At 48.8% G+C, this 12,632-nt stretch carries 14 protein-coding genes; 8 read left to right on the forward strand and 6 right to left on the reverse strand.

The window, feature by feature from the left end; genetic code table 11:
• Window positions 1-13: 13 nt before the first annotated feature.
• The 3 genes from GCE9029_RS06995 to GCE9029_RS07005 form a co-directional block, all read right to left on the reverse strand.
• Window positions 14-748 carry an oxygen-binding di-iron domain-containing protein gene (locus tag GCE9029_RS06995; RefSeq protein WP_062662085.1) on the reverse strand — a complete coding sequence of 245 codons (735 nt, stop codon included), beginning with the start codon at window positions 746-748 and terminating at the stop codon, window positions 14-16.
• Window positions 749-780: 32 nt separating this feature from the next.
• Window positions 781-1,398 (reverse strand): hypothetical protein, encoded by a 618-nt coding sequence (locus GCE9029_RS07000; RefSeq protein ID WP_062662087.1) that lies wholly within the window; start codon window positions 1,396-1,398, stop codon window positions 781-783.
• 144 nt (window positions 1,399-1,542) lie between these two features.
• Window positions 1,543-2,289 (reverse strand): PilZ domain-containing protein, encoded by a 747-nt coding sequence (locus GCE9029_RS07005; RefSeq protein WP_062662089.1) that lies wholly within the window; start codon window positions 2,287-2,289, stop codon window positions 1,543-1,545.
• Between the two features lie 57 nt (window positions 2,290-2,346).
• On the opposite strand from GCE9029_RS07005, the gene GCE9029_RS26310 reads away from it, so the two are divergent.
• The 3 genes from GCE9029_RS26310 (at window position 2,347) to GCE9029_RS07015 (ending at window position 5,113) form a co-directional block, all read left to right on the forward strand.
• Window positions 2,347-2,511 carry a hypothetical protein gene (locus GCE9029_RS26310; protein WP_157487780.1) on the forward strand — a complete coding sequence of 55 codons (165 nt, stop codon included), beginning with the start codon at window positions 2,347-2,349 and terminating at the stop codon, window positions 2,509-2,511.
• A 313-nt stretch (window positions 2,512-2,824) separates the two neighbouring features.
• Window positions 2,825-3,319, forward strand: a complete 495-nt coding sequence (locus tag GCE9029_RS07010) for a hypothetical protein (RefSeq protein ID WP_231870050.1) — start codon at window positions 2,825-2,827, stop codon at window positions 3,317-3,319.
• A gap of 342 nt (window positions 3,320-3,661) precedes the next feature.
• Window positions 3,662-5,113, forward strand: coding sequence for an HD domain-containing phosphohydrolase (locus GCE9029_RS07015; protein ID WP_062662091.1), 1,452 nt, complete (start codon window positions 3,662-3,664; stop codon window positions 5,111-5,113).
• Here GCE9029_RS07015 and helD read toward each other — a convergent pair.
• Window positions 5,110-7,194: a DNA helicase IV gene (gene helD / locus GCE9029_RS07020; protein ID WP_062662093.1), complete on the reverse strand. Its 2,085-nt coding sequence runs from the start codon at window positions 7,192-7,194 to the stop codon at window positions 5,110-5,112. The two genes, GCE9029_RS07015 and helD, sit on opposite strands and share 4 nt — an antisense overlap.
• Window positions 7,195-7,413: 219 nt before the next feature.
• On the opposite strand from helD, the gene yccS reads away from it, so the two are divergent.
• The 5 genes from yccS to GCE9029_RS07045 all read left to right on the forward strand — a co-directional run bounded on the left by yccS (window position 7,414) and on the right by GCE9029_RS07045 (window position 11,196).
• Window positions 7,414-9,588 (forward strand): YccS family putative transporter, encoded by a 2,175-nt coding sequence (gene yccS / locus GCE9029_RS07025; protein WP_062662095.1) that lies wholly within the window; start codon window positions 7,414-7,416, stop codon window positions 9,586-9,588.
• Window positions 9,589-9,793: 205 nt separating this feature from the next.
• The gene (locus tag GCE9029_RS07030; protein ID WP_062662100.1) at window positions 9,794-10,159 is read left to right on the forward strand and encodes a DUF2753 family protein; all 366 of its coding nucleotides are present in this window, start codon (window positions 9,794-9,796) and stop codon (window positions 10,157-10,159) included.
• Window positions 10,160-10,175: 16 nt separating this feature from the next.
• Window positions 10,176-10,370 (forward strand): hypothetical protein, encoded by a 195-nt coding sequence (locus tag GCE9029_RS07035; protein ID WP_062662102.1) that lies wholly within the window; start codon window positions 10,176-10,178, stop codon window positions 10,368-10,370.
• A gap of 5 nt (window positions 10,371-10,375) precedes the next feature.
• Complete coding sequence (gene sodN / locus GCE9029_RS07040; RefSeq protein WP_062662104.1) at window positions 10,376-10,876, forward strand: superoxide dismutase, Ni; 501 nt, start codon at window positions 10,376-10,378, stop codon at window positions 10,874-10,876.
• Window positions 10,877-10,899: 23 nt separating this feature from the next.
• Window positions 10,900-11,196 (forward strand): S24/S26 family peptidase, encoded by a 297-nt coding sequence (locus GCE9029_RS07045; RefSeq protein ID WP_062662106.1) that lies wholly within the window; start codon window positions 10,900-10,902, stop codon window positions 11,194-11,196.
• Window positions 11,197-11,225: 29 nt separating this feature from the next.
• Here GCE9029_RS07045 and GCE9029_RS07050 read toward each other — a convergent pair whose 3' ends face one another.
• Entirely contained in the window at window positions 11,226-11,756 is a 531-nt protein-coding gene (locus tag GCE9029_RS07050; protein ID WP_062662108.1) for a hypothetical protein, read from the reverse strand.
• A 108-nt stretch (window positions 11,757-11,864) separates the two neighbouring features.
• A complete protein-coding gene (locus GCE9029_RS07055; RefSeq protein WP_062662111.1) occupies window positions 11,865-12,623 on the reverse strand; it encodes a hypothetical protein in 759 nt (252 codons plus the stop codon).
• Between the last annotated feature and the right edge of the window lie 9 nt (window positions 12,624-12,632).

A 12,632-nucleotide genomic window follows, 5' to 3' on the forward strand; every position in this document is an offset into this window, starting at 1 on the left:
AGTCCTACCGACGCTACTGAACAGCCACGCCTACATCCAGACGCTCAAACCAATCCAGAAACTTACCGACGTTATCACCAGTGAATACCCGACCATGTTGTGGGCACATCATGTCTATTTCCAGTTCCCTCACGCGGCGAATCCAATCATTTTTTGCTGTATTAGATGGCATCCAGCGCTGATGAAAGCCTTTCATCTTGGGGATATGCTCTTCAAAGTCTTCCACTTCCATCGGCGCGTCGTCCCCTTCAAGCGCGGCGCCCACATCACCACTCATCAGGATTTTCGCCACGGGATCATACACATGAAAATTACCTGAAGAATGCAGGTAATGCGCTGGGACAAAACGAACCTCGACACCATTCAATACCAAGCAACCACCCTGATCGACAATCGGAGCGTATTCAATGTGCTCCATGCCAAAGTGACGGACAAAGCCTTCCCAAAGCCAAGGGGCATGGAGTTTAGCGTCAGACAACGCAGTATCCCAAAGTCCGAGCGAAGAGATAATGTCCGGATCTTGGTGAGATGCGAAGATATGGCCAATCTGATTTATGGGCACCTGCTTCACTACAGACGCCAACATCGCCGAGAAAATCTCAATGCCGCCGGGGTCCATCAGAAGAGCGTTGTTGTGCGTGCGGATCATGTACTGGTTGGTATCAATGATTTTATCTGGTTTCGAGGGATCGCGGCCAAACATAAACCATTGGTGGGTATCCCCAGAATAGATTTCCTTACTGATCATTCGATCTGTCTCCGAAGCGTTAGCGTTTTAAATTAGTATTCTTCCGCCAGTTCACGACACAACGACTGAGACAGCATGACGTGTGTTTTGATTCGCTCTGCAGCGTTAGAAACGTTGTCAGCGACAACGTTGAGTCCTTCTTCAAACTTCTTACCGGATTGTGATGCTTCCACACGGGACATGGCAGACAGCACAGATGCAGTCTTGATTTCGCGAGCTAAGTTTTCCAGCAACTCCGATAGCGACGTCACTTCGCGATAAAATTGGCGATTCAGTTGCCTATGCTCAGATTTCATCTTTTCAAGCGGTGCCTGAATGCTGTCAACATACGCAGAATCTTTACTGATTCTCGCCGCTTTGCTGAAGCTTGCGATCGTCCGCTCGTTGCGCACGGATATGGTCGCCAATCGGCTGATAGTAACGGCTTTAAGGTTGATGATGTCTGAGGTTTTTACTGTGGTTGCCGCCAACTGATCGATGAAATCAGTAATGGCTCTGAAGCCTGCGGCACCTTGACCAGCACGCAATGCCAGCGCTCTTGCGTTACTCGCAGTTAAAGAAATATCGTTGGCGATTTCCCGGGCTTTATACAACTCCGCCGCGACCACCGCTGCTGTCACAAAGTGGCTGTCTGCGTTTATATCTGTCATGGAGGTATCTGATTTAAAGGAATCTTTTGTCAGTTTAGACAACTATTTATGTCTATTCGCAAATGAGACATATTTTCTGCAGCTTTTGATAGGTTTCATCGGATTCAGGCTAAAAAAACACCGCCTCAGCGGTGCTTTCCTTTGTTATGTACCCGGTGATTGGTCTTTTTTCGGGCTCTTGAACACGTACTTGGTGCCGTCGTAAATCAGGTTGGACAGTAATCGGCGACAGTTCGCCTTTCCGGGTTCATCAAAGACCATACCGTAGTTCTGCTTACCCCGTTTTTTACGACAGTTTTTCACGGCACCACTCAGTGCATAAGTGTCACCATTGGTGCTATTAATCACTTCCAACACGATTTTGGTGTCCACATCGAACTCAGGAGAAATGGCGTCAAAGCTGAAGCCACAACCCGCTGAAGACACGTCAGTCAGGATCACCCTTAGTTTGCGGTTGGACATCTGAATATCGCCAGGCAGCCTCAGTTCATAGCGGACTTCATTACGCAAAAGAACCAATTTCGCCTGCTGCGGCACAGGAAACACCAAAAGCTGAATAGGACGATAAACCACGTGTTCGATTCGGGTTCTAAAACGAACCAACGCCCCTTCGCCCTGTTCAGAAATACCTTCAATATCGACGTTGAAACCTTGCATGAAAAACTCTTCATACTCGTTTTTCGCAAGACGCGGCATCGTGAAGAAAATATGTTGCTGATCATCAAAGCCAATAAAGTTAGCTTTGAAGTTAAGACGCTGCCCTAAAGGAGTCACAATTTCTAAAGAAGCTTCAGTGCCATGCTGGATAAAATCCATGGCTTGAAGCCCCATAATTACTCTTTCTTTATGTTTGGCCGGCGGCTTTTTTGCTTGAGCCGAATTTGTGTTCATTTAACATCCTCGCCGGAAATGCTGCTCTTATTGGATACCAAATACACGGAAAATAGGATGGCTGCGCGTCCGCGAACATTGCTTGAACTGAAAGTACCTTTCTACATCTTGTTTGCGGTACTTCCGGTTAACCTGGGTATCACTCGCTTGCCCTTGCTATCGACCGAGCAGATAAAAACTGTTGGACATTTTTACAACAGTGCCGTAACAAACACTGGCTAAACCGCTTATTACATTAATAACTTATAGGCAAAAGAGCGCATTATTTCAAAGTGATAGTTGCATATTTCGTCATTGACACATCTGTCATTTCACCTTGTTTATTCAAGGGTTTTTCTACTTACTCAATCAAAAGAACCCTCTCCAAAAGTGCGACTTTTAGTTCTCTTTTGTGACAACGTCATCAATTAATTTCTAAAGGTTTTTATCACTCCGCCGTTGTTGGCATTAAGGGGCGCTGTGCTTGATTGCATAAATTAATCGATCAAATCAGGCATTAGCTTTGTGAAAATAAGTGACGGTTCAGAGGTTCTTTATGGCTAATCGCTTGTCTAAAACAGTTTGTTTTGTTGCGACGTTGCTTCTGGGACCAATGGCGCTCGCCAATACACCAGGTGGCGAAAGCCGGTCATTCCCAGACTCAGAACAGATGAAAAGCACACTTTCAGCGATGGGGTTTAATGAACCCTGGAGCATGACAGACGGCGGCGAGAAACAGCCTCTGAACAACGGCGAACTGTGGATCCGAGAAGGTAACTATTTTGCCGTCATGTCAGTTCGGGATGACAACGAACAAGCAATGCAGCTATCGCTAATTAACAATCTTTCAGTCTGTGCCCAACTCGGTATAGCTGCCACGGGCGATTCATCCAAATCTGTCTTCAGCGCATTCAGCCATCTCACCGGAAAAGCCCTTACACAACCCGAAACCACAGCCTCCAATGAACAAAGCCCTTTTCACTATCATGTGCTGATCACCGAGATGATTGCCGAGCGCACCTTGATGCAATGTGGCGTTAAAAATCAATGAAATAAGTTCTCCGCCTTACAGGTCTCATTATTAAGACTAAAATCTTAGAGATACCTAGGGTCTGTTGACCTTTGGTGATGATTTTTGCAGCAGTTTGCGGCGACTTTATGCAAGGCAGAGGCATCGATGTGTAGCTGGCCTACATGAGAAGCCGATAACGCAGGAGAAAGTCGCCACAAACGCTGCCCGAAGGGTTCTGCTAAAAGCGTTTTATGCTTTGTTGAGGTGTATTTGCTTAGAATGACTAGGCGGCAAACACCTCGCCGCGCCTAAAACGCTTTTCGCTAGAACAAAACTTAACCACCAAAGGTCAACAGACCCTATCAGAAAGCAAAGGGACTTATGACAGATACCACACACTATCAGTCGCCAACTCGTGCGGTGCTCCACTACGTTACAGCCGTGATTATTTTCACCCTGTATGGCGCTCGGGTCTGCCCTTTTATCGATGCCTTGCCTACCGCCGTGCTTTTCATCCAGACCGCTACTGTGTTTATCCTGCTCTACTTTTCCCGCCTGATTATCCGCGCCGTCAAACACGATGAAGCCAGTCTGGCAACCAATGTTGGCTTGTTCGCGATTGTGGGCGTCGGCTTTGCGGGTTGGTATTCTCTGCTTTACGATTTTCCTCTCGACAGTAATCTCAAGGTTATCTTTGGCATTACCTTACTCGGCATTGTCATCAACCTCGATTTGGCCATTTCGAACGCCCGTCACCTTTCCAAGCACAACATCAGCAAGAATCAAATGCCTGACCAAATCAAACCGCTGGCAGGACAAATTGGCCTTGGCGCGATGTTTTTGACTGTCATGGTGACAGTGCTGTTAGGCTTAGTCGTGACCAAAGATTTACTGTGGCTTGTCGAGCACACAGAACACCAGGTAGACATTGCTGATATAGACAGCATTCTGAAAGAGTTTATTTATGTTGCAGGGGTTGTATTGGTATACATCGCACTAATTTCCTTTAATGGGTCAGCACTGGTGAGCGAGCAGCTCACCCGTCAAACCAATGCAATGACCGCAGCAGCATCCGGCAACTTCGAAGAAAAAGTGCCACTGAGCCAAGCTGGCGAACTCAGCGTCATTGCCTACTACACCAATAAAATGTTCAGCGACCTCAAAAACAGCTATGACGAAATAAACCGCACGCGGGACGCAACCATCGTCGGGCTTTCCACCTTGGCAGAAGTGCGGGACAACGAAACCGGTGCGCATATTCTCCGCACTCAGCATTACGTAAAAGCCTTGGCTGACGTACTGAAGCGCCAGCCCAAGTATTCAAACTATCTGACAGAAGAAACCATCGACCTGCTTTACAAATCAGCACCGCTGCACGATGTCGGTAAAGTCGGTATTCCTGACGCTATATTGCTTAAACCCGGTAAGCTGACAGACGAAGAATTCACCATCATGAAAACCCACGCCCAACTGGGCGCAGATGCACTCAGCATTACCGAGAAAAGTGGCGATGGCATTGCCTTCCTGCGCTTTGCCCGTGAGATTGCCGCCACTCATCATGAGAAATGGGACGGTTCAGGTTATCCGCGAGGATTGTCAGGCGAAGAGATCCCGCTTTCGGGTCGGTTAATGGCGCTGGCTGATGTTTACGATGCATTGATTTCCAAACGCGTCTATAAACCCGCATTCAGCCATGAAAAAGCCAAAGAGATTATTTTGGAGGGAAGATGCACCCACTTTGACCCTGCCGTGGTGGATGCATTTTTGGCCTGCGAACATACCTTTGTCGATATTGCCCAGCAGTACAAAGATGAAGATGTGAAGGCGGCTTAAACCGCCTGCAGCACCTTCTTCGAAAGCTTAGACGTGACAGGATAACTTCCTTGCCACAGTTCTTTCGCGAAAACAGAGGGTTTTTCCGGGTGGGAGAACACCCAGCACTCATGTCGTCCACGAGTCAGAGCCACGTAGAACAGGCGTCTTTCCTCCGCATGTTCCATTTCATCAGCCACTGACAGCAATGCAGATTCCAATCCTTCTCCTGAAGATTTGGCCGGAAACGTGCCGTCATCCACGTCCAGAATAAAGCTGTAATCGGCTTCAAGACCTTTACTGCCGTGTGCCGTGACATAGCTGATAGATAGATTCGGATACTGACTCTGCCACTCGCTCAGAGCCTCTGGTTTATTCGCATTATTACGGCCAATTAACAGAAGGCTGGTTGGTTTGTCGCCAGCGGATTTTGCCAGTTTCTCCAATACCGATTCCATCGCATCCGAGGGCATCAAATGCACTGCTTTTTTCTTTTGCTCTCGTGCACTGTCGAGCGGTTTGCTGAGCTGCTGCGGATCGACCTGAATAAACGCATTGGCAACAGCACCAATCTGGGAATTAAAGCGATAAGTGGTATCAAGATAACGAATGACACCAGAAGGAAAACGGCTCATAAAACCCGTGGTCAGGCTGACATCAGATCCTGCAAAGCGGTAAATCGCCTGCCAGTCATCCCCCACCGCAAACAGCGACGGCGCACGGTTTCGTTTACCGCCGCAAAGGGCTTCCAACAAAGCAAGACGCGCTGGAGAAATGTCCTGATATTCATCGACCATAATGTGGTCGTAGCGTGCACCGAAGGATTCACTTTTCTTGGAAAGCAGCTTGGTGGCTTCTTTGATCAGGCTGTTAAAGTCATAGGCCTTCTGTTCTTTCAGCGCAGCGAGATAGCCTTTTAGCACTGGCTGAACCAATGCCAGTTCACTTTCAGCTTTTTCATCGCCTTTGATCGACGCTTTAATCGTGGTTACTGATTGGCTTTGTTGCGCCAGCAAATCCACCAGTCGCCACAGCCACCTTTGCAGCTTAGCTTCGTGTGCCTGTTCCACCAGCGGACGCTCTGCTGATAAACCCGGAATTGACCACTGCGCCAAATGCTTGAGCCAGCGCTTTTCAACCGCAGGCTGTGCGAAGTTTTCCGCCAACCACAATGTCATCCAGCTGTGTTTGGTTTCTTCATCCGTCGCCATCGGTGCGATGTTAGCGTCCTGACCGGAAATCTCTTTGATCGCCTTGAGCGCAAAAGCGTGGAAGGTTGAGGTTTCCACGCCTTTCAAACCCGCTTTCGCCAAACGTTCCGCCATTTCCTCACTGGCTTTCTTACCAAACGCCAACATCAGAATGCGTGAAGGTTCCGTTTGCTGGCTGGCAACCAAATACTGCGCCCGTGCCATCAGCACACTGGTTTTACCTGAACCTGCTCCTGCCAACAGCAAGTTGTGGTTATCGTCCATCAACACCGCCTGACGCTGTGAATCATTCAACGGTGACGATTCCACGCCATCAAACCAGGTAGACCAACGCGCTAACTCTTCATCACGCCATGCAGTATTTCGGGCGTTGCGTTGTGCTTCACCGTTTTGCAGCCAGCCGTAGAGTGATTGATAAAGCGCAGGATTGGCTGTCGCCATTACTTGCGGTAATACACCACACCGTTCAAACACTTCCTGCGCTTTCACCTGCCACGCTTTCAAATCTTCAACTCGCAGAAAACCCGAGAAGTCGCGCAACTCATCACGCAGCGCAATCAATTCCGGTTCCACCAGCATGAACTTGTTTTGCTGCTTACCCAGCCACGCTTGATAGTGCTCAGAGAGCGTCTCAGCAAACTCATGCACCTGACTCCAGGGCAAACCATAAACCGCGATTTTCTGTGCGGGCCGATCTACAGGAGAAACAATGAAAGTCAGTCGCCCCCAAACCAGACCTCGAGACACGCGGCACTGCCCATCCCAGATAGAAAATGGGACGGTTTGCGTCATTTGTTTGGATTCAAAAACCAGTTGGTTCTCGTCCAGCGCGATACTGTAGTGATCGCCCTGTACAAACCACTGAGCCAGATTGGAGGCAGTGAGTTTCATGGTTGGATTCTATTTTCCTGTCTATATGTACAGCATATCAATTTCAGGTGTTATTTATAGCCCAACAACACAAAGAGTTTAGATAGATGAATGAAAATCAAGCAAAAGGCCGCTTTCCCTGTCTTGTCCAAGCGAAATAGTCTCCCTTTTTGATCTCGTCCCTTGGATGACACCTTTAATCTGCTATCTTAGCCACACTTGCCTTAACGCTGCATTGAAATGATTTCAAAGAAAACTTCTCTTACATTCAGGGAATACTGGGCCAACAGCCGCATTAACTATAGTGTCCGCGTGTTTATCGCCCTCGTTGGTGTTGCCCTTCCCTGTTGGTGGTATGGCGCATCGGAAGCCATCACACCACTGGTTCTTGGTATTATTGCCTCTGCATTGGCAGAAACAGACGACAACTTCTCTGGCAGACTCTCTGGGCTGCTGACCACCCTTTTCTGTTTCGCCGTCGCCACCTTCTCTATCGAGCTGCTTTTTGATTACCCATGGTGGTTTGTTACCGGTCTCATGACCTCAACCTTCGGTTTTATCATGTTGGGCGCGATAGGCGCGCGGTATGCCAGTATTGCATTTGCATCCTTGCTTATTGCTGTTTACACCATGCTCGGTGCGCACGAGTCACAAAACCTTTGGTATCAACCCTCACTTCTGCTGGCAGGTGCCGCGCTTTACGGTGTTATTTCTCTGATTTGGCTGCTGCTATGGCCGCACCAGCCAGTGCAACAAAGCCTCGCTGCGCTGTTTAAATCCCTTTCCGGTTATCTCGATCAGAAATCAAAGATGTTCCACCCAAGTCGAGATTTAAAACCGCAACCATTGCGTCTGCGTGATGCAAAGGAAAATGCGCTGGTTGTGACCGCGCTAAACAGTGCCAAAGCCGCGCTGCTAAACCGTGTTCGTGGCGGAAGACTCAGCGACAGCAACCGCCAATACCTCAAGATTTACTTTCTGGCACAGGACATTCACGAGCGCGCCAACTCCTCACACTACCGCTATCAGGAACTGGCGGAAGTCTTCTTCCACAGCGATGTGATGTTCCGCTTGCAGCGACTTTTGCACCTGCAATCCAAAGCCTGTTTGGAAGTCTCGCAGTGTCTGACACTGGGACAGCCTTACCGACACGGTGAAGAAAGCGTAAAAGCGCTGGATGAGCTCAATGAATCCCTGCTTTATGTAAAAGCGCAGAACAATCCAGAATGGACACCATTACTGCCTCAGCTGGATTTTCTGTTCCGAAACTTAGCGACCGTCGAGCGCCAGCTTTCTAACGTCAGCAACCCAGATGCCACACAAACGGATGAAGACAAAGAGATTGCCGACTCAGATGCGCACGGTTTCCGCGACAAGCTTTCGCGCATTCGCGCCCAGTTAACCCCTAAATCTCTGCTGTTCCGTCATGGTGTGCGTTTAAGCCTCGCTTTGGCGGTGGGTTACGGCATTATTCAGGGCTTTGACCTCACCCGAGGCTACTGGATTTTGCTGACTATCCTGTTTGTTTGTCAGGCCAATTACTCCGCCACGCGCAGCAAGCTGACAGAACGTATTTCAGGCACTTTGATTGGTTTGTTGGTGGGTTTGCCGCTGCTGACTCTGTTTCCGGATTTGACCGGACAACTGGTGTTGATGGTGCTTTTCGGCGTGTTGTTCTTCGCCTTCCGTACCACCCATTACGCCGCCGCCACCGCGTTTATTACCCTGCTGGTATTGATGTGCTTTAACCAGTTGGGTGAAGGTTATGCAGTGATATTGCCGCGCCTTGGCGATACGCTGGTTGGCTGTGCGCTTTCTGTTCTAGCAGTACGTTTTGTCTTGCCGGATTGGCAGGCTCACCGACTGCGCGGGATCATGAAAGATTCTGTCGCTGCTAACCGCGATTACCTGGCGCAAATCATCGGCCAATACCGCATTGGTAAACGCGACAACATGGCCTACCGTGTCGCCCGTCGTGAAGCGCACAATGGTGATGCCCAGCTCACAACCGCTATCAGTAATATGCTGGCAGAGCCTGGCCGATACCGCACTGCCACTGATGAAAGTTTCCGTTTCCTTTGTTTGAACCACGCCATGCTGAGTTATATATCTGCACTGGGCGCACATCGAATGCAAATGGACGACGACAGCATCCACGAACTGGTTTCCAAAGCGCATCGCGGTATTCACGAAGAGCTGGATTGTTTGGTCTCGAAGCTTTCAGGCGAATCGTTCGAGAAAACGCCGTGTCTGGATGAAGCGCTCGGCAAACACCTTGAGCGCTGGCGCGAAGAAGAAAGCAGCTCGGCTCGCATGGTATTGCAGCAGCTGCATTTGATTCACCGCATCATGCCGGAAATGCACAAGCTGACCGATGACCTTGCGAAGAAAGCACTGAATAGCTCGAAGTCTTAAAATCGCTCCCGGCGGCACCTGTCGCCGGGATTTTCTTAATTCCACAGCTCCAAACCCCTCATACATCTCTTTTCCCTACTCTCGAATCTGCATCACATTTCGGGCATTTCAATTGCTCTCTCTTTGGAACTGTCTTTACTTTCCACTCAAATCGATAATAATTATCACTTGCGAATGGTTATCATTATGATTGAGGCGCAATGATATGGATGATTGGAGAAACTTGATATTGGCGGGGAACCAATACTTCGCCATTGATGAGATGGAGCATGCCGAAGACAACTACTTCGATGCCCTCACCTTGCTGGATGAGAACAGCGAGTCTCTGTTCACAGACCGCGAAAAGCTCTCAGCCTGGCTTGCCTGTCATCACAACCTCGCCACCGTTTATAAGCAATCAGATCAATCTGAACTCGCCCGATTCCACCTTGAATCACCGCTGGAAATCATCGAAGTCCAGCTTAAAAAGGCCTCACCGGACCACCAGCATTTTGTTGAGCTTTTAAAAGCTTATTCAGCCGGACTCAGTGAGTTGGTCGTGTTCAAACAAACTACCCAACGCGCTGCCTGAGCGGCCGGAGGAAACCATGTTCAAGAATTTCACACTGTTTGCCCTTCTGTTCCTCTTCAGCACAGAAGTGTTCGCCCACAAAGGCCACGATCATGCGCATTGGACAGCCGATTTCATCCACTTTCTATGGCTAATGCCGATTCTGTTTGGCTGTGCGCTCATCATCTTTGCGATTACTTATCTGGATAAGAAATCCAAGTCACGGAGATAACCACCATGCTTCATTCTTTGATGGAACGCCTCGACCACGCATTCTCTTTTGGCAGAGTCTCTGCCCACTGCGATATTCCCTGCAAAATCTATGATCCTGTCCACGCGCAAATCGCCGTGCTGACGATGATCCGTATGATTGACCTGCTCAACGAGCTGCCAGAACAAGATCTGACTAAGCAGCAGAAAGCGACGTTTGCACGCCTGATTGAACAGAAAGAAGAGCACGGTAAAAAGCTAAAAGAAGAAATCCGCATTATCTGGGGTGACTATTTCAAGCAACCGCAGCTTGACCAGTTTCCAGAAATCCACTCCCTGACCCATGAAATCATGATGCTGGCATCGGTGGTTAAGCAGGAATCGGACAAAGATGCGGCTCTGAAACTGTTGGACAAAGTGAACCGCTTTGCAGAGATATTCTGGCAAACCAAAGGCGTAAAAACCTATACGGCAGATTGTCCCTATCTCCCAGAGTTGCCAACTGTGTATCCTGACCTCAAGCCCTAAATGCCTAAAACGAAATCTTTGAGATGCTGAAAATCATGCGTATAGCGGGCTCTTCAATGAGCCCGACACTCAACACAGACGATTACGTAGTTGCCATCCGCCAACCTAAATGGTGGCCAAAAAAGCGCGATCAGATTTACCTGTTCGACCACCCGAGCATGGGATGGATGGTGAAAAGGTTTCAGAAAACCACACTCGGCAGTTTCTTCACGTTCAGGGGTGAACACCCTTTTAGCATCAGTGAAGAAGCCATTGGCCCCATCGACAATCAACTGCCACTGTATCGTCTGGTCATGGCGGTTAAAGCAGAAGAACCATAAGCCGCCTGAACCCACTCAAGCCGTCGCTATTAAAACTCCAATACCCGGTTGAACACATAGCGGACATATCCATCGCGCAACACGGTACCGCGGGAAACAAATTCCACCGTCCAAAGGGGATAACTGTTCGATTTCAGCCCCAACGAATCAACAAACTTCATCGCTTCTGATTGGGTAAATTCCACGTCTTTTGGGAACATGTCCGCGATATCTTCTGTGGACTGATGTTCTGGCGTTTCAACGCGACAATGGAAAACCGTATTAATCGGTTCAGGCTTGTATCGGAGAAATTTAGCGTAGAGCTTGGGATGACTTTTGATGTAAAGATCCAAGTCGTGTTCAGCCTCCCCTTTTACAGGGAATAACGCGTTGGGAGAGAAGAATTCCTGAGTAAATGCTGCCTTGCCTGTATCGTCGATAAACCGCTTCGCGAACACCAGCGTTTTATCTTCAAGTGCCTTGCGTGAAGGACTAAACGCCTTAAAAAGCTCAATACGGTAGACCTGCCAAACACCCGATTGCGTGGTGAACACCCAATCGCCAGTCTTAAATTCAAACATTCATACCTCTTTGGCTGTTTTTTCCAGCGCTAATTCCATTGTTCGCAATGCCCTCACTGTCGCTTCAACCAATGCGACACCAACAGCATTACCTTCGACAATCTGTCGTCATTCTTCCCGAGGTGCTTCAGGTGAAGGGGTTGAATGGTCATCACCGGTCAGATCCTGATACGCGAATGAAAGCGCTATCACCGCTAGAATCGTCACGTAAGCGATCACGATATTGGTGCTGACCAGCGAGTAAATTGGCGAGGAATCCGGCGCAATGAATACAACCAGTGACATTACTGGAACAAATATGATGGCGAAAACAATCGGTGCAACTATCACGACCAAAACCATAAATAAGGTTTTTTGCGCCGTTTGTTCCCAGGCATATGGAAAGGACACCCCTTTGCCCATCGCAATGGCAGGGAAAACCAGACTGAGGCGACAACCGAAGACCATGACGACAATCGCCAGCAAAATCACAAGCGGGCCAGCCCACTCAAACTGAAAAGAGCCCAGCAGATAAGGGGCACCAAGCGCGATGTAATGCAGCCAAAACCAAATCTCGATTTTGCCAATGGTAAAGCGGCCGAAGGTCGGCACTGAGTTTGGCCCCATCAACACAATACGATGCACATTGACGGCAATAATGGTGTTGAGCACGCTCCACAACGCGTAATCAACCCACACCATGCTTGCGCTGTTAAACGAGAAGGCAGCCACTTCCAGCAGCACACTTAAAAGAATAGGAATGATTGTTACGCGGAACAATACTCCTAAATTCTTGAAGGCAAAGTTAAATGCTGAAGAGAGCACATGTCCGAACATCGCATCATCCTTTTCAATCCATTGAACAGGCTCGCCATTGCAGCGAGCCACTGCATCCTT

The organism is Grimontia celer (assembly GCF_900055185.1).
Lineage (GTDB): Bacteria > Pseudomonadota > Gammaproteobacteria > Enterobacterales > Vibrionaceae > Enterovibrio > Enterovibrio celer.